The 25008-nt window shown below is 71.8% G+C and carries 14 protein-coding genes; 2 read left to right on the top strand and 12 right to left on the bottom strand.

Annotated elements, in window-relative coordinates; all coding sequences use genetic code 11:
- Window positions 1-34: 34 nt before the first annotated feature.
- Entirely contained in the window at window positions 35-2314 is a 2280-nt protein-coding gene (locus tag BSB02_RS12285; RefSeq protein WP_084958892.1) for a rhamnogalacturonan lyase, read from the top strand.
- 58 nt (window positions 2315-2372) lie between these two features.
- Here the strand turns inward: BSB02_RS12285 and BSB02_RS12280 are convergent, their stop codons facing one another.
- The 3 genes from BSB02_RS12280 to BSB02_RS12270 form a co-directional block, all read right to left on the bottom strand.
- Window positions 2373-2822 carry a PIN-like domain-containing protein gene (locus BSB02_RS12280; protein WP_084958891.1) on the bottom strand — a complete coding sequence of 150 codons (450 nt, stop codon included), beginning with the start codon at window positions 2820-2822 and terminating at the stop codon, window positions 2373-2375.
- Window positions 2803-3456: a DUF433 domain-containing protein gene (locus tag BSB02_RS12275; RefSeq protein ID WP_084958990.1), complete on the bottom strand. Its 654-nt coding sequence runs from the start codon at window positions 3454-3456 to the stop codon at window positions 2803-2805. The genes BSB02_RS12280 and BSB02_RS12275 overlap by 20 nt, the downstream gene beginning before the upstream one ends.
- Window positions 3457-3640: 184 nt before the next feature.
- Window positions 3641-5596 carry a glycosyl hydrolase family 18 protein gene (locus tag BSB02_RS12270; RefSeq protein ID WP_240506380.1) on the bottom strand — a complete coding sequence of 652 codons (1956 nt, stop codon included), beginning with the start codon at window positions 5594-5596 and terminating at the stop codon, window positions 3641-3643.
- Window positions 5597-5756: 160 nt separating this feature from the next.
- Here BSB02_RS12270 and BSB02_RS12265 point away from each other — a divergent pair, with 160 nt between their 5' ends.
- Window positions 5757-5987, top strand: a complete 231-nt coding sequence (locus tag BSB02_RS12265; protein WP_084958889.1) for a FitA-like ribbon-helix-helix domain-containing protein — start codon at window positions 5757-5759, stop codon at window positions 5985-5987.
- Between the two features lie 289 nt (window positions 5988-6276).
- Here BSB02_RS12265 and BSB02_RS40550 read toward each other — a convergent pair whose 3' ends face one another.
- From BSB02_RS40550 to pglY, 9 genes are all read right to left on the bottom strand, one after another.
- The gene (locus tag BSB02_RS40550; protein ID WP_158088611.1) at window positions 6277-6456 is read right to left on the bottom strand and encodes a hypothetical protein; all 180 of its coding nucleotides are present in this window, start codon (window positions 6454-6456) and stop codon (window positions 6277-6279) included.
- A 248-nt stretch (window positions 6457-6704) separates the two neighbouring features.
- Window positions 6705-7961, bottom strand: coding sequence for a TIGR02679 family protein (locus BSB02_RS12255; protein ID WP_240506379.1), 1257 nt, complete (start codon window positions 7959-7961; stop codon window positions 6705-6707).
- Window positions 7955-12031: a TIGR02680 family protein gene (locus tag BSB02_RS12250; RefSeq protein WP_084958887.1), complete on the bottom strand. Its 4077-nt coding sequence runs from the start codon at window positions 12029-12031 to the stop codon at window positions 7955-7957. The genes BSB02_RS12255 and BSB02_RS12250 overlap by 7 nt, the downstream gene beginning before the upstream one ends.
- Window positions 12028-13224 carry a TIGR02678 family protein gene (locus tag BSB02_RS12245; protein WP_084958886.1) on the bottom strand — a complete coding sequence of 399 codons (1197 nt, stop codon included), beginning with the start codon at window positions 13222-13224 and terminating at the stop codon, window positions 12028-12030. The genes BSB02_RS12250 and BSB02_RS12245 overlap by 4 nt, the downstream gene beginning before the upstream one ends.
- Window positions 13214-14725 carry a TIGR02677 family protein gene (locus BSB02_RS12240; protein WP_084958885.1) on the bottom strand — a complete coding sequence of 504 codons (1512 nt, stop codon included), beginning with the start codon at window positions 14723-14725 and terminating at the stop codon, window positions 13214-13216. The genes BSB02_RS12245 and BSB02_RS12240 overlap by 11 nt, the downstream gene beginning before the upstream one ends.
- 114 nt (window positions 14726-14839) lie before the next feature.
- Entirely contained in the window at window positions 14840-16942 is a 2103-nt protein-coding gene (locus tag BSB02_RS12235) for a DEAD/DEAH box helicase (RefSeq protein WP_084958884.1), read from the bottom strand.
- Complete coding sequence (gene brxD / locus BSB02_RS12230; protein ID WP_084958883.1) at window positions 16942-18255, bottom strand: BREX system ATP-binding protein BrxD; 1314 nt, start codon at window positions 18253-18255, stop codon at window positions 16942-16944. The genes BSB02_RS12235 and brxD overlap by 1 nt, the downstream gene beginning before the upstream one ends.
- 4 nt (window positions 18256-18259) lie before the next feature.
- On the bottom strand, window positions 18260-21031 hold the full coding sequence (pglZ, locus tag BSB02_RS12225; RefSeq protein ID WP_084958882.1) for a BREX-2 system phosphatase PglZ: 2772 nt from the start codon (window positions 21029-21031) through the stop codon (window positions 18260-18262).
- On the bottom strand, window positions 21028-24873 hold the full coding sequence (gene pglY / locus BSB02_RS12220) for a BREX-2 system ATPase PglY (protein ID WP_084958881.1): 3846 nt from the start codon (window positions 24871-24873) through the stop codon (window positions 21028-21030). Before pglY ends, pglZ begins: the two co-directional genes overlap by 4 nt.
- Window positions 24874-25008: the final 135 nt, after the last annotated feature.

Raw genomic sequence — 25008 nt, 5'->3', positions numbered from 1 at the left:
CGATTTAACGCTCCGCACCCCCAAGGAGCCCTCCATGCGCCCCGCCCGCTTAGCCCTCACCCTCCTGGTCGCACTCGCGTGCGCCCTGCCCGCCACCCCGGCCGCCGCCGACCCCCGCATCAGGATGGAACGCCTCGACCGCGGCCTCGTCGCCGCGACGACCCCCGAAGGCGTCTTCCTGAGCTGGCGCTTCCTCGGCACCGAGGTGACCGGGGCCGGCGCCCGCGGCATGGTCGGCGCCGACTTCCGCGTCTACCGCGACGGCCGCCCCATCGCCACCGTCACCGACAGCACCAACTACCTCGACACCTCGGGCTCGGCCGCCTCGCGGTACAGCGTGGCGCCGGTCGTGAAGGGCAAGGAGGGCCACCGCAGCCCTTCGGTGCGTCCGTGGAGTGAAACGTTTTATGACATTCCGCTGCGCAAGCCCGCCGACGGCGTCACCCCGGCGGGCGAGCCGTACACCTACGCCGCCAACGACATGAGCGTCGGGGACGTGGACGGCGACGGGCGGTACGAGGTCGTCGTCAAGTGGGAGCCGTCCAACGCCAAGGACGTCTCCCAGCGCGGCTACACCGGCCCGACCTATCTGGACACCTACACGCTCGACGGCCGGCTGCTGTGGCGGCTGGACCTGGGCGTCAACATCAGGTCGGGCGCGCACTACACGCAGTTCCTGGTCTACGACTTCGACGGCGACGGCCGCTCGGAGATGATGCTGAAGACCGCGCCGGGCACCAAGAGCATCCGCTACGACGCCGCCGGAAACCCGACCCACGAGCGGTTCGTCACCATGCCCGCGCAGGACGTCAAGGCGGGCTACTCGCACGCCGACGACTACCGGCTGAGCGCCGAAGGCTATTTCGAGCACGTCGTCCAGATGTTCATGAAGTGGCACGAGCATCCCGAGGTGGTCGCGGGACGCTGGCCCGCGACGCTGGAGGAGGCCTTCGGGATCGCCCCGGCCCATTCCTACCCGCTGTCCAGGGAGTCGGCGGTCCAGCTGGCCACCCACTTCATCGACGTCTACGCGCCCTCGCGCAGCGGCAACAACCGGCTGCGGGAGTTCGCCGGGTTCATCCTGTCCGGTCCGGAGTACCTGTCGGTGTTCGACGGCGCCACCGGCCGGGAGCTGCAGACCGTCCCCTACAAGCCGGGCCGCGGCGACGACGGGCTGATGTGGGGCGACTACGCCATGAACCGGATCGAGCCGGGCAACCGGGTCGACCGTTTCCTGGCCTCGGTCGCCTACCTCGACGGCAAGCGTCCCTCAGCGATCTTCGCCCGCGGCTACTACACCCGCACCACCCTGGTCGCCTACGACTGGAACGGCCACAGGCTCAAGGAACGCTGGTACGTCGACTCCGGCCACGCCCCGATGGCCAACCCGTTCAACGCCGGCCCGCACGGCGTCGACGGCGCCAACCCGGCCTACGCCACCCTCACCACCCAGGGCTTCCACTCGATGAGCGTCGCCGACGTGGACGCCGACGGCAGGCAGGAGATCGTGTACGGCGCGGCCACCATCGACGACGACGGCAGCCTGCTGTACTCCTCCTTCGACGTGGCGCCGCCGCAGAGCAACGTGCCGGGGCAGCGGGTCCGGCTCGGCCACGGCGACGCCATGCACGTGGGCGACCTCGACCCCGACCGGCCCGGCCTGGAGATCTGGACCGTGCACGAGGGCGGCGCCTGGGCGCCGTACGGCTGGGCCATGCGGGACGCCGCCACCGGGAAGGTGCTCTTCGGCGGCTACAGCGGCCGCGACACCGGCCGCGGCATGGTCGGCGACATCGACCCGGCCGTCCGTGGCCTGGAGGCGTGGTCGTCCATGCCGCCCAACCAGGAGATCGTCTCCGGCCTGTGGTCGGCCCGCGGCGAGCACCTGGGCCGCGTCACGCCCGGCACCAACCAGAGCATCCGCTGGGCGGCCGACATGACCACCCAGCTCGTCAACGGCACGGCGGCAACGGTGCTGCAGACCCCGACGATCGACGACTGGAAGCGCGGCACGCTGCTCACCGCCACCGGCACGCTCACCAACAACTGGACCAAGGGCAACCCCGGCCTGGTCGCCGACATCCTCGGCGACTGGCGCGAGGAGCTGGTCGTCCGCACCGCCGACAGCACCGCCGCCCGCGTCTACCTCAGCACCGAGCCGACCGATCGCAAGCTCTACACGCTCATGCACGACCCGCAGTACCGCGTGGAGGTGGCCAGGCAGCAGACCGGCTACAACCAGCCCGCCTACCCCAGCTTCTACCTGGCCTCCGACATCGACTGGTCCAAGGTCCCGATCCCCAGGATCCGCTGAGGGACCACGCCCTCCCCGTCCGGCGGCGCATCGTGCCGGACGGGGAGAGACAGGTGGGCTACGAGGCCGACGGCCAGAACTTCGGCGGCGCCACAGCCGGATCGACGATCTGCAGTCGGCTCGCCGGTGTGGGATCGACGCCCCGCAAGGTGATGAGCCTCTGGCCGTCGGCCTCATGGAGCGATGCCAGCGCACACGGCAGTCCTGCCGCGACAGTCGCGATCGCCATGCCTATGCCGGCCAGGCCAGGGTGTTTCTGCGGATACTCGATCCGATGCAGTCCGGACGCGGCGATAGCCGCCACCTCACGGGGCCGCCGCATCTGGCGGCTGTCATTGGTCAGCACGGCATCGAAGCCCTCGGCCGCCGCCTTGGGATACAGGGCCTCATCCCGGATGCCTGACCAGCCGTCGAGATCCAGCAGGTGAACAATCTCATGCTGCTGGACGAAGGTGGTCAGGACTCGGTGCAGAGGGCGGGGGACGTTCTCATCCAGCAGCAGCCGCACGGTGATCCCTGGGGGGGTCGTAACTGTCGACGTAGTCGGCGAAGTCCACCGCGTCACGCGCGGCGCCGGCCGACACGCTCGGGTAGTACTCTGCGATCCGCTCGGCCGGGACGCCGTCGCGCAGGAGTCCTGCGACCTCGTCGTACGGCACGCGGGTGCCTTCGATCACCGGTATGCCGCCGCGCACGGCGGGATCGACAGCGACGTGCTCACGCGGTCGCAGCAGGTCGGGGATGTGCCGCCCGTCGCGATAGAAGGGCCGCAAGACGTCGACCATCTCGTGAATCACGATGTTGGCCTTGCGGTGCACCAGATCCGTCGCTTGTCCCGGCTCGACCAGATAGATCGTCGACCCGTCGGCCACCAGCCGATACTCCGACAGGTGCTCTCGTTCCCGCAGGTCGTCGCGCAAGGTGTCCAGCGCGCGGCGGATCTTCTGCAGCGAGGCGTCGTTGCGGAGCTTGACACAGGTCCGCAACGCGACCAGGTCGCGGAACGAGTAGAGCACCGGCCGCCTGGCGGAGACCTCGGGGACGAGCACAGCTCCACGACCCGTGCCGGCATTGCGCCAATGGGCCAGCTGGCGAAGCGTGGCACCCGACAGTGCCGCGGCAAGCTTCGGACTGTAGGACACCAAGCTCACCCCCCATATCTGGCCGATGACGCCTCTGCCCAGATCATCATTGCAAACGCCGTCACGCCCCGCACGCCATTCCCGGCGACCCCGCAGACACCGGTCGGGTCAACCGTACGGGCGCTCTCGCAGGAAAGGCAGACGCCCCCGACCGGCAACCGGCCGGGGGCGCCACGCCGTACGGCTAGCCGAGCCCGCCCTTCATCGCGGTGATCAGCTCACCGCCCGCGGTGTCTCCGCTGAGTTCCCAGAAGAACGCCCCGCCGAGGCCCTGGTTCTTGGAGTACGTCATCTTCCCGCCGATGGTGCTCGGCGTGTCGTAGCTCCACCACTGCCCGCCGCAGAAGGCGTAGGCGGTGCCCGCGACGGTCCCGGTCGCGGGGCAACGGGTCTTGAGGACCTTGTAGTCCTCGATGCCCTGCTCGTAGGTGCCGGGGGCGGGGCCGCTGGCCGAGCCGCCGGGCGTGGACTGGGTGACGCCGGTCCAGCCGCGGCCGTAGAAGCCGATGCCGAGCAGGAGCTTGCTCGCCGGGATGCCCTTGCTCTTGAGCTTCTGGATGGCCTTGTCGGAGTGGAAGTCGGCGATCGGGATGCCGCTGTAGGAGTGCAGCGGCGAGTGCGGCGCGGTGGGCCCGTCGGCGTCCCAGGCGCCGAAGAAGTCGTAGGTCATGACGTTGTACCAGTCGACGTACTGCGCCGCCCCCGCGTAGTCGGCCGCGTCGATCTTGCCGCCGTCGGTGCCGTCGGCGGTGATGGCCGCGGTGACCAGGTTGCCCGAGCCGAAGCGGGAGCGCAGCGCCGACATGAGGTTCCTGAACGCCGCCGGGCCGCTGCTGTCACAGGTCAGGCCGCAGGCGTTGGGGTACTCCCAGTCGATGTCGATGCCGTCGAACACGTCGGCCCAGCGCGGGTCCTCCACCAGGCGGTAGCAGGACTCGGCGAAGGCGGCGGGGTTCTGGGCGGCCTGGCCGAAGCCGCCGGACCAGGTCCAGCCGCCGAAGGAGAAGAGCACCTTCAGGTGCGGGTACTTCTTCTTGAGCTTGCGCAGCTGGTTGAAGTTGCCGCGCAGGGCTCCGGCGTCCCAGGTGTCGGCGACGCCGTCCACGCTCTCGGCCGCGCTGTAGAAGCGGTCGTAGTCGGCGTAGCTGTCGCCGATGGTGCACTGGCCGTTCTGGACGTTGCCGAAGGCGTAGTTGATGTGGGTGAGCTTGGCCGCCGAGCCGCTGGTGTCGATGTTCTTGACGTGGTAGCCGCGCTGGTAGACGCCCCACTGCACGAAGTAGCCGAGCAGCTTGTTGCCGCCTCCGCCGGTGCAGCCGGTCGTGGTGGCGGTGACGGAGGCGCTGGGGGCGGACTCGCCGTTGGAGTTGTAGGCGCGGACGGTGTAGGTGTGCGTGGTGCAGGCGCTCAGCCCGCTGATCGTGGCCGTCGTGCCGGTGACCTGGGCGCGCTGGGTGCCGCCCTCGTAGACGCGGTAGCCGGTCACGGTACCGCTGGAGGCGCCCCACGACAGGGAGATCGAGGTGTTGGTGGTGCCGGTGACGCTGGGCGCGCCGGGCTGGCCGGGCACGCCGGTGTTCCCGCCGGAGGTGGTGACGGTGAGCGCGTTGCTGGCCGGGGAACGGTTCCCCGCCGCGTCGCGGGCCCGGACCGTGTAGGTGTAGCTGGTGGCGGCGGTCAGGCCGGTGTCGGTGTGGGAGGTGCCCGTCACCGTGGTGACCAGCGTGCCGCCCCGGTAGACCTCGTAGCCGGTGACGCCGACGTTGTCGGTGGAGGCGTCCCAGGCGAGGGCGACGCTGCTGGAGGTGACGGCCGTGGACCGCAGGTTGCCGGGCGCGGACGGCGGCGTGGTGTCGCCGCCCCCGGTCACGGGCGCCCACAGGGCGGGAACGTTGGGCGGTTCCCAGCCGGGCTGGGAGGTGTGGCTCTGCACGCACCGGTAGTCGGTGCCGTTGTAGGTCACCACGGTGCCGGCGGTGTAGGCGGTCCAGGGCTGCCAGGCGGGCGCGGCCAGGGTGACGTGGGCCGCCCCCTGGGCGGCCGGGGCGCTGACGAGGACGCTCAGGGGCAGCAGTAAGGCCCCTAAGGCGGCGATGAGGATGCGCTTCACGTGGTACTCCGGCATGTTGGGGGGTGTCAAGGAAACTATTAGGAAAGTTTCCTTTTTGATGATGCCAAGGTAACCGCGAGGACTCCCGGAGTCAACGCTCCCTTCGCATGCCGTACGGCCCGCCGCGGCCATGCGTATGGCGATCAGCGTTTCGTCGGCATTCCGTCAGCAATGACGCCATCATGCTGCCATGGCTGACGTCACCATCCGCCGAGTGCCCGACGAGGCGCTGAAGGCGCTTGAGGGCCGGGCCGCGCAGGCCGGAAAATCACTTCAGTCGTACTTGCTCACGCTGATCACACGTGAAGCGACGCGACCCACGCTGGCCGAGGTCACCGCACGCGCGGAGGCGGAGGCGAGCGCATCCCTTTCCGTCGATGACGTCCTGGGGGCGATCGACGAAGGACGAGCAGGCCGTTGATCGTCATCGACTGCTCCGCTCTCGTCTTCTACCTGACAGACGAAGGTCCCATCGGCCAGAACGTACGCAAACGTGTGGCGCAGGTCGCCGCCTCGGCGGTGGCCGGAGCCCGGCCACCCTGCCCGTCATGGACGAGTACCTCACCGTGAAAGACCTCAGAGAGCGAGGCTGGACACCCGCCATGATCCGGGCCCTCCTCGATCCTCCCGACGCCCTGCGCCCCAATCCCGTCTTCCGCTCGGCCGCCCCCGTGCGTCTCTACGACAGCGAGCGTGTACGGCAGGCCGAGTCATCCGACCGGTTCACCGCCATGCGCCGGGCAGCCGATCGCCGGTCGCGCTCGGCGCTGATCGCCGCGGAGCGCAGGCACGCCCAGACGATGGCCCAGGTGGAGGACCTGGCCGTCGATGTCCCCCTGCTCGACCGGAACCGCCGCGACGCCGAGCGCGCCCTGGATCGCGGTGATCATCTGCCGACTCCCGCGACGGTGTCCCAGGTGGACGCGGAAACCCTACATCGATGGATCGTGAACTACCTCCGTCACGCGACGACCCGCTACGACGAGGCAGCGGATCGGCTGCTCGGCAAGGTCGGCAGGGCCGCCGGCACAGACCGGCTCAGAGAGCGCGTCTACGCCGCGATCGCCCGGCGCTACCCGCGGCTCGCGGACGAATGCGCACGCCAGCTCGCCCTGAGGCGGGGGCCGTCGTCGCGAGATCAGCCGGCCTCGTCGCCCTCGTCGCCCTCGTCGAAACCCTCGCATCCCGGCTCCTTCACCAGATCCTCGACCAGCTCGGTGACGAGCCGCTCCTCCATGACCGCCCGGCCGGTGGCCGCCATGCGCGCCGCGAGGTCCGGCGCCCACGGGCTGACGGCCGGGCTGCCCTTCAGCGGCTCCGATTCGCCCCGGTTCAGCGCCCGCTCGTAGGTCGCGACGTCCATCCGCCATGGCGTGGCTCCGTATCTGGCCAGAGCCTCGGCCGTGGTCCGCAGTCCCGTCCAGTCGAAGTCGCCGCGCCACCACACCGACCGGCCCGCGCAGGCGGCGAGAAGGCGGTGGCAGGCCAGGGAAGGAATCCCTTCCGTGCAGATCAGCGCCACCTGACCCACGCCCACGGCCGCACGCAGCACCGCCGGGTTCTCGCAGACGTACACCCGCGGCGAGGTGATCCGCAGCGGCATGGTGGCCAGCTGGTGCAAGGTGATGCGGAACGGCGTGGCTGTCTCGGCCGCGGCCGTCAGCCACTGCGCCAGCGGCGACCCGGTCGCCCGCACTCCGAGGACGAGTACCTGGCTGGCCAGGTCGTCCACGATGACGCCGGCCGATTCCCACAGCGCGCGGCGTCCCGCGGCGGTCGCGGTCACCGGCGTCCCGGCCCGCGCGGCCAGCGCCCGCTCCACGAGCCTGGCCAGCGGTGTCCCGGACAGCGCCTTGGTGTCGCCGGTGGCCTGCTCGGCCAGCACGCTGATCGGCCGGGCGTCGGACGGCAGCAGATCCAGGACGGCACGCGCCCGGCGGATCACCTCGCCGCCCTGCCGTACCGCCTTGGTCAGGGTGCCGTCGGCGATCAGGCCCGCCGTCCACTCGGCGAACCACGGTTCGCCCGCGTGGCGGCACCCGGACAGGACATCCAGCAGTTCCGCCCGCGCCCGCTCCTCGCGTGCCCGTTCCTCGGCACGCACCGGCACCGGCCCCGTCAGGGCGAGCACGGCCGCGTGCAGGTCATCGCAGATCCCGGCCCGCTGCAGCGCCGCCTCGACCGCACGCGGGGGCACTGTGAGGCGAGCCGCGCCCCGGTCCCTTCGGCCCAGCAGCGCCGCCACCGCCCGGCGTTCCACGTCGGTGACGTCGCTGAGCACCACGGGCGCGTAGAAGTCCCTGCCGTGCTCGATGCGCGCCGCCAGACGCGACAAGACCCGTGCCAGCCCGGGTGCGCCGAGAGTACGGCGCAGCCTGGCCGGATCGCTCACCACAGGCCGTCCTCCGGCTTCTCCTGTGCGGCAGGCATGCGGCTGGAGGTCTCGCGCTCCACCCGCTGCGCCTGCACGCCGTCCCATTCCCAGGTGGTCACGTGAACCGCGTCGATGCCGTCTCTCCGCACCAGCTGGTGGGTGGCGATGCCGGGGACGGTGGGGTAGAAGCCCCATTCCCGCTCGCTGGTCATCGCCACATCCAGGTCGAACGTGGTCAGCAAGCCCAGGCACTTGGCCCGCGCGTCGTCGTCCACGCCGGCGAAGGCCTCATCCAGCATCACCAGGCGGGGCGCGTGCGGGTGCGCGGAGCGGTAGTGGGCCGACGCGGCGGCGAACAGCGGCAGCGAGACGGTGAGCACCCGCTCGCCGCCGGAGGCCGGGCCGGTCGCGGGCCGCCAGCGGCCGTCCTGGTAACGCTCGATCACGAAGGTGTGCCAGGTGCGGTAGTCCAGGGCCCGGCGCAGGTGCTCGGCCCAGGTTCCGTGTTCGTCCTCACGCCGCTGGGCTTCGATCTGGGCTTGCAGGAAGTCGGCGACGGCCGAGCGGTCTGCCGGTGACCACAGGTCCGCGCCCTGCCGCAGCAGCCTGGTGCGGGCCTCGGCCAGCCCGGCGGGCGCGTCCTTGGCCGGAATCCAGGACATCCGCAGCTTCATCCCGGTCGAGGTGGGCCGCTCCTCCAGCTCGTGGTTCATCTGGGCGACCTGCTCCTCGGCGTCGGCGATGAGCTGCTGGAGGTGTGCCGCCACGTCGTTGACCAGGTGCTCTTCGACGATCTCGCGCTGCCTGGCGGTCAGGGTGCGCTCACGGTAGTCGATCTCGGCGTCGAGCAGCTCGGTCAGCTCGCCGAGCGGCCGTTCCCTGCCCTGGAACTGGATGGTCACCACGAACCAGTCCACCAGCCCCGCCATGGCGTGGTGACCGTGCCGGGACAGCGCCTCCGACAGCTCGCCGTAGCGGCGGGTGATCTCGTCCTGCACCCTGCGCCAGGCGTCGTCGGAGTCGTCGACGTCCGACAGGAGCTGCTCGATCCTGCGTGCCAGCCGTACCGCCGGGTCGGGGGCCCACGAGCCCGAGCGCTCCACCTCGCAGGCGACGTCGAGCAACCCGGTCTCGGTGAAGCGCCGCAGCGCGTCGATCGCCGCCTGGCGGCGTTCCACGGCGGCGGCCAGTTCCGCCGTGAGCCGCTCCTGCTTCCCCTCGGCTCGGGCGCGCTGCTCCACCGCCTTCCTGTGCGCCTGCTCCAGCGACTTGATCTCAGTGGTGAGCGCGGAGATCCTGGCCTTGGTCTCGGACAGGCGGGCCCTGAGGTCCTCCACCGAGGCGCCGATCGAGGCCCGCAGGGTTTCCAGCCGCGCCTGCTCCTGCGCCGCCCGCTGCCTGGCATCCCGCTCCTGGTCGCGTGCCCGGCTCACCTCCGCCTCTGCCGCGTCGGCCTCATTCGCCCAGGTGGCCGCCTCGGCGAGCTTCCCGGCGTGCAGGCGCGCGGCGGCCAGCAGCTCGGTGACCGCCTGCCGGTATGCCGCCAGCGCCGTCCCGACTTCGGCCAGCCCGGCCGGGTCCGGGGGCAGGGCCGTGTCGGCGGCCGCCCTGTCGCGTTCCTCCACCGCCGCGGCCAGGTCGTCCTCGGCCCAGCGCACCTCCTCGGCCTGCTCCTCCACTGCCCGCACCGCGTCCTGGTGGCGCTCGGCTGCGGTGGCGACCGCCGCGTGCGCGTCGCGCACGTCCGTGTCGAGCGGATGCCCGGACAGTTCGGCCGACAGGGTTTCCTGCCGCGCGGCCAGCGTGTCGACGACGGCCCCCGCGTCGGTGAGCGCCTGCTCAGCCTCGGTAATGAGGGCGGCCAGCTCGGCGAGCCGCCGCCGCCTGGCCTCCTCGCGGGCGGTCGCGCCGAGGTACTCGGCGGCCGGTTTGTCCCACGCGCCGTGCAGGGGACCGAGCCGCCACCTGCCGTCGGCGCACACGTACGGCCCCGCCTGCTCGCCCACGCCGATGGAGTCCAGTACGGCTCGCGCCGCCGGGTCGGCGGTGACCAGCGCCTGGCTCAGCGGCCGGGCGGCCCGCTCGCCGGGCAGCGCGACCACGTCGTGGGTGCCGGGGTCGAGCAGCCGCCCGTCGGGGGTGACCCAGGCGTCCAGCAGGCCGGAGGCTTCCAACGCGGCCTCCAGCCCTGCCCGGGAGCGGGCGTCGAGGTCCTCGCGGAAATCGGCGAGCGCCCACAGCGGCGCGCCGGGCCGCCCGTCCCTGACACCTTCCGCCCTGGTGTACGGCGGGCGCGGCCGGGCCGGTTCGCCGGCCGCCAGCCGGTCGCGCTCGGCTTCCAGCTCGGCGAGGGCGGCTTCGGCCTGGTCACGGCGGGCCGTCGCCGCGGCCTGCGCGTGCGCCAATTCCTGGGCGGCCCGCTGTCCCGCCTCGCGCAGGGCCCGCTCGCCCGGATGCGGCCCGGCGAGGGTCTCGGCCCACGCGGCCAGGCCGTACTCCTCCGGGTCGGGCAGTGTCGTCTCGCGCAGGCCGAGGCCGTAGCGGCGCCAGGCGGTGACGTGGGCGGACACGGCGGCGGCCAGTTCCTCCCTGGCGCTGGCCAGCCGGTCGGCGGCCGCGTCGCGTTCGGCCTCACGCCTGGTCAGGGCGGTCCTGGCTTGGATGAGGTCACGCTCGCGTGCCGCTGCCGTCTCGGCCAGGTGGGTGACGTGCGCCAGGGCCGTCGCGCGTGCGTCCGCGGCGGCCCGGATCGCGGCCTCGGCCGGTCCCGTGTCGAGGTCGGGCACCCGGGTCGCGGCCTCGGCCGGTTCTGTGTCGAGGCCGGCCACTCGCTGGGCGGGCTCGGTGCCGAGGCTCGCCAGGAGGGTGGCGTGCGGCGCGGCCAGCCCGGCGCGTTCGGCGAGCGGAGCGGCCCCGCTCTCGCACGCCGCCACGGTGCGGCGGCTGAGCTCCGTCGCGGCCGTCGCCTCCTCGTGCTTGAGCTTCCTGGCCGTGGCCGTGGCCTGGGCACGTTCCACTGTTTCGACCGCGGTCGCGACCGCCTTGGCGGCCTCCTCGGCGTAGCGCTCGGCCGCGTCCAGATCCTTGATCCGGGAGTCGCCCGCCAGCTCCTCCTTGATCGCGTCCTGTTCGGCCAGCTCGTCCCGCGCGTGCTCGGCGCGGGCCTCGGCCTCGGCCTCGGCCTGTGCGGCCTGCTCGATCTGCTCGGCCACCGCGGCCAGGTCGCGGTTGACATGCTCGTAGGAGGAGTGGGCCAAGCGCAGCTCAGCGCTCTGCCTGCGCGCCGCCACCGCGGCGTAGCGCTGGTAGCGGACCAGGAAACGGCGTACGTGCTCGCGTGTGTCACGCAGCCCTGCCAGCTCCTCGCGCTGCTGCTCCAAGTCGTGGAAGGCGGCGGCGACGTCGGAGATGAGCGCCTGGTCGACCGGGGTGAGCGCCTGCGACAGCGCCGCCGACAGCTTCTTCTCGTCCGGGCGCTTGGACAGCTGCGGCTGGCGCAGCTGGATGAGGAGGTTGATCAGCGCCTCGTAACGCTCCAGGCCCAGGCGGAACAGGTACTCGTCCAGCAGCCTGCGGTACCCTTCGGCGGTCTGCGTCACCTGGCCGGACAGGCCGACCGCCTCGATGAGCCGGTCGCGGGTGAGCGCGGTGCCGTTCTTGCCGATGAGGAACAGCTCCTCGCCCACGCGCTGGGAGGTCAGGAAGAACCAGCGATCCGCGATGCCCTTGCCCTTGACGGCCTTCAGCCCGCACCCCACGGTGAGGTAGGCGTGCTCGCCGTCTTCGGTGATCCGGCCGAACTCCAGCCAGGTGTAGCCGAGCCGTTCCTCGTAGCGGCCTCCCAGCAGCAGGTTCCACTCCATGCGCTTGCCCGGGTCGCCGTCGGGCTCCACCCGGCTGGGCGCGAGCTCGCCGTCCAGGAGGAACGGCAGCGTCAGCGCCAGCACCTTCGACTTGCCGGTGCCGTTGTTGCCGCGGAAGAGGATGCGCCCATCGCGGAACCGGAACTCCTGGTCGTCGTAGTAGAACAGGTCCACCAGGCCGGTGCGCAGCGGCTGCCAGCGGATGGTGGAGGCGGTCGGCAGGCTCATGTCTCGCTGTTCCTCGATCCTGAGATGACCGGTTCGCCGAAGCCGAAACGGGCCAGCGCGGGCAGGGGGACGACCGTGGTGCCGCGCAGCCGGATGAGCCCGAGGGCTTCCAGGCGGTGCACGGCGCCCGCGGTCAGCTCCGGGACGGTGGCCGTCTTGCGCCACAGCGTGCGGTACTGCTCGGCCGTACGCTCCATGTGGGCGCGCAGGTCGTCCAGCTCGACCGGCTCGCCGGGGCAGGCGCGCAGCCCCGCGGCCAGGTGCTCGGCGAGCAGCAGCGTGGCGTGGCCGTCGGTGCCCTCCTCCGGCATGCCGAGGTCGGTGGCCTCGCGTGTGGGGTCCAGCAACGCGATGCCCTCGGCCCTGACCTCCGCCACGAAGCCGGTGGCCTCGGTGATCCGCTTGAGCATCGGGCCGCGCTGCCGTTCCAGGTAGGCACGTTCGGCCTCGGTCAGCTCCCGGTAGTAGAGCACCGGATCGTCCAGCAGCCTGCGGGTCAGCGAGTGGCGGATCATCCGGTTGTGGCCGTCCTCGGTGTCGGGAACCAGCTCTTCGGTGATCGCGGCCAGCCGCTCCTCCAGAGCGGTGGCCGTCACCGTGGACGGGCCGCGCCGGGTGGCGAGCAGGACGGCCAGCACCCGGCGGTGCACGTCGTAGAGGGCGTCGCCCGATCCGCTGACGTAGGCCGACTCGTCGCCCGCCACCTTCGCCAGGACGCCCGTGGCGATCAGCAGACCGGCCACCGCGGCCAGGTCCGCCCGTTCCTCCCTGGTGCCCAGCGTGAAGGTCATGCCGGCCTCGGCCAGCTCGGGATCGCGGGCGAAGGCCAGCAGCCGCTCGGCCAGCCAGCCCAGCGTCACCTGGCTCTCCGCGCGTTCGAGGGCGGCCAGCGCGAGGCAGGCAAGGACGTAGCGGCGGCGGCTGAAAGGCACCTTCCCCTTCACCTGGGCGGCCCTGGTGCCGTCGGCGTGGCGGGCGGGGACCTTCCGCAGCCTGGCCACCGCGGTGTCGGCGTGCAGCGTCCAGCCGGTCTCGCGGGCGAACCAGTCGGCGAGCCAGCCCTGGTGCCTGCGGACCAGGCGATAGTCGGCGTCGCCCGGGGTGAGCAGGGGCCGCCGCAGCAGCGCGCGTACCGCCCTGCGGCGCTCGTCCTCCCGCTGGGCGTCCTGAAAGTCGCGCAGCTCAGCCGCCATGGGCCGCTGCCTCCCTGGGCGTCACCAGATCGGTGATCACAAGCTCGTGGTCGGGGCCGCGCAGCACGCCCGCCTCGGTACGGATCTCGGCGTACCCGTCCACCGGCCGCAGGCGGATCTCCAGGGCGCCGTCGGCCGTCCTGGTGGTCACCTCGCCCGGGCCCAGGGCCAGGGCCTCGCCGAGCAGCCGCAGGAACAGCCGGAACTCCGCGGGGTCCAGCTCGCCGAGCTCGCTGAGCAGCACGGGACGGCCGGTGGCCAGCCGCTTGCGTGCCAGCTCCGCCTGCTCGCGTTCGGCGGCCACGAACGCCGCCAGCCGCTCGCGTTGCGCGCTGCGGTCCACGACCTTGCTGGGGGCGCCGCGCCTGGTGTAGCTGCCGGTGGCGCGCAGCCGTACCGAGATCTCCGCCTGCGGGGCCTCCAGCCAGCTCGTGGCGGCGGGCACGTCCTCGGCCGGCTCGGTCTCCACGGTCAGGTGCCGGGCGGAGGTCAGCCCGAAGGCGGCCCGCCACAGCCGGTGGGCGTCGGCGTCGCTCGGGCACTGGGCGAACCAGCGGGCGAGGGTCCGGAAGTCGGCGGAGCGGTCACTGCGTCCGGCTCTGCGCTCGTGCAGCACGCTGATCGTCGCCAGCAGGTCGGGGATGGCCTGCCGGGCCCGCGTGCGCAGCAGGTCCGCCTGGCACGGATGCGCGCGGTCGCCGACGAACCACGACCGCAGGCCCGACCAGCGGTCGCGCCACTCGGCCAGCTTGGACTCCAGCGCCGGCCGGTCGTCCTCCTCGCCCGGCGCCGCATCGGCCGTCTCCCGCTCGGCGGCGAGCCTGAGCAGTTCGTCGACCCTCTCCAGGCCGCGGATCTTCTCGGCGATGTCGAAGGCCTTGACGACCAGCTCGGAGACGAACCGCTCCAGATAGGAGATCAGCCTGTCCTTGTAGGCGAGGAACGCCTCCTCCTCGATGTCCTGCAGGTCGATGGTGCGCTGCAGGCCGCCCATGAACGCGATGGCGTTGGCCGCCAGGCTGTCGAGCCTGCTCATGACCTCCAGCAGCAGGTTGTGGACGATCGCCGGGTCGGGCCGCTCGCCCACGCCGGCCAGCGCGTGCAGCCGGACCCGGATGTCCTCCAGCGCCACCGCCTGCAGCTCGCCCCTGCGCCCCAGCTCCTGCTCGAAGACCTCCAGCGCCCGTTCGGCCGCCTCGCCGTCCTTGCTGAGCTGGTACAGGAAGCGTGCCCGGTAGAAGTCCTCGACCGTGGTGACCCGTCCGGTGTCGGGGTCGGCCCGCAGGTTCCCCCAGTCGCGCAGGCTGCTCAGCGCCGCGTCGACCTGCTCCTGGGTGACGGGCTCGCCGCCGTCGCCGCGCAGGGCCTCGGCCACGTCCTCCGGCCGGAGATGCACCACGAACCGCCGCTTGTTGGCCATGAAGACGGCCATGACACGGCGGTACAGCGGAGCGGTGGGAGTGCTGAGGTGCGCGAAGACCTGTGTACGCGGATGCGACATGACAACACGCCATTATGGCGGTCACATCCTTGCCCACGGTACGCACCGGCCAGCACGCAAGCCCGAAATCACGGAAAAGTGCCGGTGCCATATGGCAGGCTCGGCAGGCGGTCGTCAGCTGAGCCGCACGTGAACAGGATCACGCAACGCCGCCCGCGCCCCCTCGAAGTCCGCCAGCCGGGCGGCGACCGTCGCCATGGCCAGCCGTTCGGGAAGGACGGCCGCGAACTTGAGGCCGTGGACGGCTCGGGGATCGACGTCGGGCAGGACGAGCGGCCGGCCGTCGCCCGCGTCCGCCAAGGCCGTTCGCCACCGGCCGACGGTGAGGTCCTCGCGCAGCCGCACGTAGAGGTCGGTGGGCCGCTGAACCGGGTCGGCCACCGAGGACAAGGTCGCGGCCAGGGTCGCGTTGGCGCGGTACCCGGCCCACGTCCACCAACGGACGTCGTCGCCGGAGCGTGTCACGAGGGTTCCCCCGGGGTGGACGAGGCGGCAGGCCTCCTCCTCGCGCCACTCCGCGAGGGCTGCCCGTGCCCGGCGGGTCAGCGAAACGGGCGGATCGGCACCCAGCAGCACGTCACGCATCGCGCGGGTGAGAGAGAAGGACAGGCCGGCGATCCCGGAAGCGGTCCATTTGGCCACGCCGCCCCGGTCCGCGGGTTCGACGAAGACCCGCCTGCGCGTCCAGTCGATGTAGGTCACGCGCCAGCTCCGCCCGCCCAGCAACAGCAGCCGGGGTCCCCGACGCTCCTCGGTCAGCACGGAGGCGTCGGCAAGTCCCACCTCGCGGCGTCCCGCCAGGACGGTGAACTGCGGCGGCGCGGTGAAGGAAGCCGTGAGTTCCATGAAGTGCCGGCGTCCGAACCGGCGCTCGGCCTGCGGGCCGATGAACAGCAACCCGCCGTCCTGGTCGAGGAACCCCTGCTCCACCAGGTGCCGCAGGATGGGGGCAGCCGAGCGGTCGAAGGGCGCCAGCCCGTTCCATTCCCGGTGCCAGAGCCGATCCCCCACGGCGTGCCGCTGGAGCGTGACGGCCAGCACCTGCTGGGCGACCAGATGGCGTGGCTCGGGGGGCGGGCTCACCTGCTCCACCCAGCCGCGGCTCCACAACAGCAACAGCCCCGCCGCCTGGAGCAGTGACTGTTTTCCCGTGGCCAGGAAGAGGCAGTTACGCGAACTGCCGGAGCGCCGTCCGGTGCGCCCGATCCGCTGCAGGAACGAGGCCACGGTGCGGGGCGCGTCGATCTGGATCACCCGGTCCAGGTCCCCTACGTCGATGCCGAGTTCCAACGTGGAGGTCGAGACGATGACGCAATCCCGCGCCTGCGCGAACGCCTGCTCCGACCGGGCACGCTCCTGCGCGGAGAGGGAGGCGTGGGAGACGAACACGTTCACCTCACGCGCACGCAGCGCGGCGCCCAGATGCTCGGCCTGCCGGCGGGAGTCGCAGAACACCAGGCGCTTGTCACCCCGGTGGAGAGCCGCGATCAGCTTGGCCGCGTTGTCGAGGGAGCCGACGTAGTCAAGCTCGACCTCCGCGGCGGGCGCGGCATCCTGATCGGCCGTGATGACGCGGCCGACGGCCTTCCCCGCCGAGGACCCTTGCAGCCATGTGAGCATCTGCCGGGGATTCCCCACGGTCGCCGACAGCCCGACGCGCTGGATCCGGCGCCCGGCCAGGCGCTCAAGCCGTTCCAGTACGGCGAGCAGGTGCCAGCCCCTGTCATCGCCCGCGAAGGCGTGGACCTCGTCGACGACGACGGCCCGCACCCGCCCCAGCAGGTGCTCGTGATCGGTCTTCGCGCTGATCAGCATCGCCTCGAGCGATTCGGGCGTGGTGAGCAGCAGGTCCGGCGAGTTGTTCCCGATCCACCGCCGTTGTGACGGGGGGACGTCGCCGTGCCAGAGGGCGGCCCGTCGCCCCAGCCACTGGGCGTAGGAGTCGATCCTGGCCACCAGATTGTTGAGCAACGCCTTGAGCGGGCAGATGTAGAGGACGGAGGTGCCCGTCCAGTGCTGAGCGGCCATCCTGGACAACAGCGGGAAACAGGCCGCCTCGGTCTTGCCGCCCGCTGTCTGGGCCAGCACGATCGCGTCCTCGCCGTTCATCAGCGGCTCGATCGCCGCCCGTTGCATCGGCCGCAGGTCCGGCCAGCCGAGCGTGTTGACGATGTGGTGGAGCACGACCGGGTCGAGCCGCTCCACGGGATCGGGCATCACAGGTCCAGGTCGACGTCGTCGGCGGAGGCGGCGAGGTTCCGTTCCGTCTCGGTCAGTTCTGCCTCGCAGAGGGTGAGGCGGTAGTGCTGCCGGGGGTCGAAGTCCTCGAACTGGTCGATCCGGTCGAGCACGTCGCCGACGAGCTTCTTCAGGAACAGCCGCGGCGCCACTCCTGCCTTCCCGCCAAGCGCGCCGGCCACGGCGCGGGCGAGGTCGGCGACGTAGGCGTCGTCGGCGATTTTCGTGACCCGCTCCGACGCGCCGGTGGCGTACAGGTCCCGGATCGTCACGCCGAGCGCCACGAGCGAGTCGAAGGTGAACCCGGGCAGGCGGAGCTGGACCGCACGCGGGTTGTCGAAGCGGGGATCGGTGCTGAAGTCGGTGGCCAGCCGCTGCGCCAGCGGAGCCAGCCGCTGCACGCCCTGCTGCCCGTCGTAGAACGCCGGCGTCCCGGTGATCATCAGATAGAGCCCCGGGAACCGTCCGGCGTGTACCTCGTCGACGAGTTGGCGCAGGGCGTTCAGTGCCTTGTCGCGGGAATCCGAGCGGACCCGCTGCAACGTCTCGACCTCGTCCAGCACGACGAGCAGCCCCGGGTGCCCGCTGTCGCGCAGCACGGTGAGCAACCCCTGGAGGAAGCCGAGTGCCCCGAAGTGGTCGAGATCGCCGCGGACCCCGGCGGATCGCCGCGCCGCCGCAGCGACGTGCGGCTGCCCGCCCAGCCAGGCCAGCACCGACGCGGCCGTGGCCTCGTCCCCGGCGAGCAGCGCCGCCCGATACCCGCGCAACGCGGCGGCGAAGGACGGCGCATGCCGCGACACCTCGGCGAGCCGGGCGGCGAGCAGCCGCTCCACCTCCGCCTGCAGGTCCTCGGCGCTCGCCCCGGCGGCGAGCGCGTCCTCCTCCAGCGCGTAGAACCAGGCGTCCACGACGGGCCTGAGCGCGCTGGGCGGGAAGCTGGCGGTGGTGAGCCGTTCCGTCAGCCGCCGGTAGACGGTCTCCAACCGGTGCAGCGGGGTCTCCGTCTCCGAGATCTGGATCTCCGCGACGGCGAAGTTCCGCCGTTTGGCCCGTTCGCCGAGCCATCGGGCGAAGAACGTCTTGCCCGAGCCGTACTCTCCCCTCACCGCCTTGAACACCGACCCGCCCGCCGCGACCGTGTCCAGTTCGTCGTCGAGAGCCGCCTCGAACCGGTCCAGCCCGGTGGCGAGCAGGTCAAGACCGCTTTCCGGTACGGCTCCGCGCCGCAGCGCGTCGATCACGGCTCGCCGTCTCGCGGCGCTGACCTGGGTGGATCTGGGCAAGCTCACCTCGTCAGTGTCCCAGCTCGAACTGCTCACGCAGCAGCGTGGTGTTCAAACGCAATGTCCGGCCGTCGGGAAGGGTCTCCAGGACCTGGACGCCGTCGTAGTTGAGCACCTGCCGGAGCACGGCGGCGAAGCCGTCCGCCCGGGTGACGGATTCCCCGACGCGCTGCGCCAGGGCGGTGACCGGAAGCGTCCCCGCGTCGAGCAGTACCCGGATCGCCTGCTCCACCTTGGCCATGGCGGGTTTGCGCGCCATCGCCTCAAGCTGGGCCTGGAAGATCGGAGAGGCCAGCAGGGCGTCCACGAGGGCGTCGCCGGCAGTGCGGAGGCCGGGCGTCAGCAGGGCGTCCTCGCCCGGGGTGAGGACCACGTCGAACAGGGCTTCGCCCCTGTCCGCCCGTGCCTGGCCGCGCTTGGCCGGCTTGCTCGGTCTGCTCGGCTTGTCCGGCGCGGGGAGAGCGGCCGCCTGATCGCGGATCCACCAGGGGGGACGCTGGTCACCGAGTTCCCGCCAGCCCTTGGGGGGTTCCGCGCCGAACGGCAGCAGGGCCAGGATGGGGACGCAGACCTCGGCCAGGGCGGCGCCGCCGTGATAGCCGGCCTTCTGCGCGGTGTAGCGGGAGTCGGCGTCCCAGAGCGCGACGATCTCGGCGCCCGGTTCCGGCCAGACCACCCGGGGACCGGAAAGCCTGACCTCGGTCGCCGCCAGCGGTCCTCCGGGCAGCCGGTGTCGTGCCGACTCGATCCCCTCGCCCGCGACCTTCACGCCGTGCCGGTCCACGACATGACCGTGGTCGCTGACCAGGATCACCGCCATGCCCTGCTCGGCGGCGACGCGGAGCAGCTCACGCAGGCCGCCGATCTCGTCCACCCGCCATGTGCCGTCGCCTCGCTTCTGCTCCTTGGCCAGCCGGTCGTCGATGGTGTTCAGCACGACGGCGACATGGGTCCGCTCGTCGGCCAGCGCATCGGCCAGCTCGGGGCCGAAGACGGCGCCGGCACTCTCGCTGCGCACACCGCCCTTGTGGAAGACGGCTGCCGGTGCGCCACGCCAGCACGGGTGTGCGGGAAACAGGCGCTTCTCATCCGCGTCGGTGCCCTTCATGAGCCTTCCCGCCAGCAGCGAGGTCCGGGAGACCGCGGTCACCGTCGGCAGAGCGGCCGCCATGGCACGTCGCCGCGGCATGCCCTCGGCGGGCAGCGGGTCGTATTCCGCCCAATGCCCGCGCAGCTCCTCACCGAGCTCGGTGGCGATCGCCGCGCTCATGCCGTCCAGGACCAGCAGGAGCAACCTCCTGCCTGTCCTGGCCACGATCAGCGGCTTGACCACGCGGCTCAGGAACGACTCGACGGTCGGCATGCCGCCCGGGTCCGTCCCGGCCGCCAGCTGCCTGGCGAAGGACTCGTCCAGAGCCCGCCGCCGCTCCCTGACCCGGCTCGCCAGCGCGTCATAGGCGCGCCTCAGTTCCGGCTCCGGATCGCCGCCCGCTTCCAGGTGCTCCAGGGCCTGATCGACCCAGCCGGTCTCGGCGATGTGCCGCTCGATCCCCGCGGCCACCGTGCCGGCCTCGGTCGAGGGGTTGCCGGCCAGCCAGCGGGCGAGCCGCTGCGCCATCCGGACCCGCTCGATCCTGATCCGGACGTCCCGGTCGGCGGCGAACTGGTGCTCCTCCAGAGCACGAACCGCTTCGGCGATCTCGCCGGGTGTTCCGGCCACCAGAGTACGGCCGGCCGCCGCGAACCGGGCTTCCAGCCCCGCGCCGAGGACGGGACTGGCGGCCACGGCACGCTCGGCGCCGAACTGCCTGGCCAGGGAAGCCGCCCGGTCCAGCACGGCGCCGACGGTCCGTCTGGCCTGCCGCGCCCGTTCCTCGTCCGTGCCGGCGCGGCTCGTGGCCAGCAGGGTCCGCACGAACTGCTCACACGCCTCGCCGAAGGCGACGATGAGCGCGTCCAGCGCTTCGCCCTGTGCCGGGGGCTCCTCACCGAGCCAGCGTTCGGCACGTCCACGCGCCCGATACGTGGCCTCGTCCGGCTCAGCGTGGGTCCACAGCGCCGCGCCGACCAGCCCGAAGGCGACAGCGTCCGGCCCGTGGCCGGCGGTGACCAGCGCGAACAACGCTCGCGCGGCCCGATCGTCCGCGCCGAGGAACGCCACCAGCCCGGCCCGCTCCGGCTGGCGCAGGCTCAGCAGCCGCGCCGGGCCGCCGGGGTCCATCGTCCAGCGAAGCAGCGTGTTGATGTCGAGCCCGTCGCCGGGGTCGAGCCCGAGGCGGCGCTGCGCCAGCAGAGTGAGCGCCGTGGCCCGCGACAGCATCCCGCCGCCGAGGCGCGGCCAGCCGCCCGGCGGAGCCGCGTCCAGCAGCGCCTCGATCGCCCAGGCGTCCGCACGCAGGCGCGGGTCCACCTGCTCGGCGCCGAAGGCCTGCTTGACCACGTCGAGCGTGTCGACGGCGAGGATGCGCTGCCTGAACGCCCCGCGGGCCAGGATCGCGGGGTCGAGTTCGGGCTGCTCGCGGTCGGTCAGCAGCACCAGGACCCTGGGTTCCCCGTCGCGCGCCAGATGGTCGAGGATCAGCTCGTGCACGGCGAGCGGCGACGGCGCCGCCGCCACCCGGGCACGCCGGCCGTCTCCGAAGTCAAGCTCGGCCGCCCCGTTCCATTCGGGTACGGCACGCAGCAGCACCACGCGCCGCCGCTCGTCGAGCGTCAGGGCCCGCTGATGCGACGACAGGTACTGGGCGATGGCGGCGGCGCTGGGCCGCAGCGCGGTGCTCACCGGTCGCTCACCGGTCGCTCCACGACCCTCCACCTGATCTCAACGGTGGCCTTGGGCTCGCTGTCGGCCAGCGCGGCGAGCTCCTCGCGGAGCTCCTCCACAGCGCGCTCGGCGGCCGTCACCTTGACGCCTTCCCTGACGGGCGTGACGCGCGCGGGGCGTGGACCTGGGGTGGGTGGCGCCGGGTCGTCCACTGGATCGGGTTGCGCCGGCGGGTTCCTTGCGAGCAACGCGGTGACCTGGGTCCGGGCTTCGCGCAGCGCCGCGATGAGATCGGCGGTGCGCTGGTCGGCGCGGGCCGCGCCACGCAACGCCTCCAGCAGCGCCTCCCCTTCCGCGCCAAGCCCTTCGGCGAGGCGTATCACGTCCCAGGAGGCGGTGGCCAGCGCCTGCGCCACGGCGGTGGCGCGCTTGATCGACGTTCCGTACCGGTCGGCGCTGGTCTGGCCGAGGTCGAAGCCCGCCAGCGTTTCGACGACCTTCTTGGCGCCGCCTTTCCCGGCTGCCCCCAACGCGTCCAGCAGTTCCAGTGACCGCCGCGCCAGCGGCAGCCGGCCGGCTTCCTCTGTGTCGTTCAGCCCGAGGAACGCGGCGTGCCGCTCCAGCTCGTGCAGGAGGCCGGCAACGCCCTCACGGTGTTCGCGGGCGGCGTCGACGATCTGCCGGGCCAGCTGGTTGACCATGCGCCCGCGGCGCAGCGACGGCGCCTTGACACCGAAGACGGCCTCGAAGCGCCTGCGGGCCTCCTCCCAGCTCTCCTCGCTGGGCAGCGGCTGGGTGCGCAGCGCGTCGCGCGGCTTGATCTGGGACAGCTCCGGCGCCGGCTCCAGCGGCACGCCCTCACGCACCCAGACCCGGTCGTCCATCTCGGCGAAGGCGGCGATGACGAGGTTGGCCACGTGGGTTTCCAGGCCGCGCGGCTCGGGCCGGTCGATCCAGTCCGTGAGGGTGATCACGCTCAGGTCGCCGCCGGCCCCCTCGCGCTGTGCCTGGAGGCGGAAGTGGTCGGCCCAGCGGGTGGACAGCTCGAAGTACGCCTCCTTCTGCCGGCCGAGGCCGAGCGGGACCGCCAGCCGCTGCATGAGCCTGCGGTCCTTGGCGGGCACTTCGGCCCGGCCGTCGCGGGCTTCGGCGGCGGCCCTGACGTGGGCGAAGACGGTTTTCACGTCGAGCGGCCTGACCGGGACACCGGTGTTGTCGGGATCGAGGTCGGGGTGCGCGGGGAACTGGTGGGCCAGCAGCTTGCCCGCCAGATCCCGGACGGCCTCGCGCGGCGACCGCCCGAAGGGGACGGCCAGGCCGTCGACCTCGGGCAGGGCGAACAGGTGCTCGTCGAAGCCGAGCTCCACGTCCGCGGCCTTCTTCTCGGCCAGGCCGTAGGCGGCCTTGAAGGCGCCTTTCACCTGCTTGAGAAGGGCCTCTTTCTGGCTCTCCAGCAGGGCCTTGGCCCTGGCCCGGTTGTCGGGGTTGAGGTGCCCGGCGTACTGGGTGTTGAAGCGCTGTTCGTCGGCGAGTGCCTTGTCGATGACGACCAGGCGCCGGAAGTCGGCCCACCGCTGCGCCGACAGGTGGGCGGGCACCCAGGCCAGGGTCTGCGGCGCCTTGCCCTCCCGTGGCCGGTCACGCAGCTTGCGCAGGCGGTTGATGTCGTCGATCGGCGTGTACTCGCCCTCGTCGAAGGGCAGGTCCACGACGATGCGCCACTGCCCTTCCAGCGTGGGCTGGAGCTCGTAGTCGGGCAGCTCGTCGTCGTCCGCGACGTTCCCGAAGATCACTTCCATGGTACGGCTGGAGCCGCGCCAGACCAGGTGGAGCTCGTCGGCGCCCATCCTGCCCTCGGTCCTGTGCACGCCGAGCTCCTCGGCCAGCAGCTTCTTGGCGAGCGCGACGCGGTTGCCGGGGTTGTCGTTCACGGCCGCGTTGGCCAGCACCGAGTCGACGTCGACGCCCGTCAGCTCCAGCCGGACGCCGGGGTTGGCCTCGGTGCCGGTCTCCTTGATCTCGGGGAAGCGCGCCGCCCACTCCGCGATCTTGCTCTTGATGATCCCCACTTCGCTGCCCGGGATGGGCGCGGTGACCGATCCGTGGTTGAGCGCCGCCAGGCGGCGGATCGTCAGGTCGCTCAGCGCGGGCACGCTCGGCGCGAGAGCCGACAGCAGCAGCGTGCACATCAGCCGGTTGTCGCCGACGAACATCTTGCAACGCTGGGCCAGCCGCTGATCGGTGATCGTCTCAGGACGGTGCAGGTACCGGTCGACGTCATCCTCGGACACCTCGCAGGCGCCGAGAAGGTAGGGGCGGAGCTTGGTCTTGTAGAGCCGGTCCGCGGCCTCGAAGACGACGCGCAGGCTGTCCACGAACGGCTTGTCGCCCCCGCCGGCGATCACCGGGTAGAGGTCTCCCACCGGGACCAGGTCGCCCAGGCGCAGGTTGTCGCGGTGGTCGGAGAGCAGCTGGCCCATGAGCTTGAGGCCGGTGCGGGAACGTTGCAACGCCGAGGAGATGTGGACGAGGATGTCCATGAACGCGGGCGAGAAGGGATAGCTGAGCCGGAAGGACTCCTCATCCGCCCCTGTCGTGCTCTGGTCGGAGCCGAGCAGCGTGTCCCAGACCTGCGGTCCGAGCCTCTTGGTCTGCTCGAACGCGGCGTCGATCAACGCCTCCTTGCCCGGCTTGGGCCTCAGGAGCCGCGCGTTGGCGATCTGGGGAAGGTTCCGGTCCTCCAGGGTGATCTTGTCGAAGCGGCCGGAGGCCAGGTTCAGCGTGTCCTGGATCGAGGCTTCCGCCGCGCCGGACATCTCCTCGCCGACCAGCTCACGCAGGTCACGCTGGCGCGCGATGAAGGAGACGATGGGGATGGCCCGCCTGGCGTCGCCGCCCTCCACGAAGTTCGTGATCTTCCCGGCTTCCCTCGCGACGAACTTCTGGTCGTGAATGAGGGTGGCCAGCCACAGGATCAGCTCGTCCAGGAACAGGATGAGGCCGTCGTAGCCGAGTGACCTGGCGTGCTCGGCGATCACCGACAGGCCCGCGTCGAGCGAGATGAAGCCGTGTTCGTCCTCGGCCGCGCTCTTCGCAAAGCCGGAGAACAGCGTGGCGCCGGCGTCGTGGACCAGCTTGGCCCGCAGCTCGGGCGGGGTGCTGGGGTGAACCAGATCCAGCTGTTTGCGGTCCTCCTCCTCGGGATCGACGCCGTCGTGCCACTCCTGCGCCGCCAGCGCGATGTCGAGCAGTTCGGGCGTCCAGGCGAAGGACTCGCCCCACTCGTCCTCCTCCTCGCCCGGACCGCCCAGGAGCCTGATGAACGCCTCGTCGCCCATCCCGGCCCGCATGGTCCTGATGCTGTCGAAGAGCGCGTCGGTGCGGTAGACCGGCGGCGTGGGCGCCTGCGGGTGCAGCTTCTTGACGTGGCTGACGTAGCCGCCGAGCACCCGCTGCTCCAGGCTCTTGGCCCCCAGCATGTGGTAGGGCACGAGAAGGAACCGCTTGCCGTCGCGCTCCAGCCACTCGTGCCTGCTCAGCACCGGGTCGAACTCGGTGCGCCGCCACGCCTCCGGGTTCCTGCCGAGCAGCGCGTAGAGCACCGCCATGAAGTGCGACTTGCCGGAGCCGAACGAGCCGTGCAGGTAGGCGGCCTTCGACTTGCCGCTGTCGAGCGCGGCCTTGATCAGCCCGAGGGCCTCGTCGAAGTTGTCCAGCAGGCGCTCGGTCACCACATAGTCCCGCAGCGCCTCGCTCGCGCCGTCGGAAGTCACCGCGGTGGACAGGCTCAGCACGTAGTCCGAGACGGAGATCGATTCCTTGATGTCGATCACTTCGCGGAGCAACGGCTGCTGGGCCATGGGCGGTCAACCTCTCCTTCGGGGGTGCTGGATATTCTTCTACGGTCGCGACCGGTGGTGCACGCTCCAACCAATCCGACTACTTTCCGTGCTTGTTCATGCCCTCTCTGTGAGATCGCGCTTGACTCGATGCCC

The sequence above is a fragment of the Thermoactinospora rubra genome (genome assembly GCF_002093975.1).
Taxonomy (GTDB): Bacteria; Actinomycetota; Actinomycetes; order Streptosporangiales; family Streptosporangiaceae; genus Nonomuraea; species Nonomuraea rubra_A.
The sequence above is the reverse complement of the archived record's forward strand: the minus strand, read 5'-3'. Positions and strand labels throughout refer to the sequence as shown.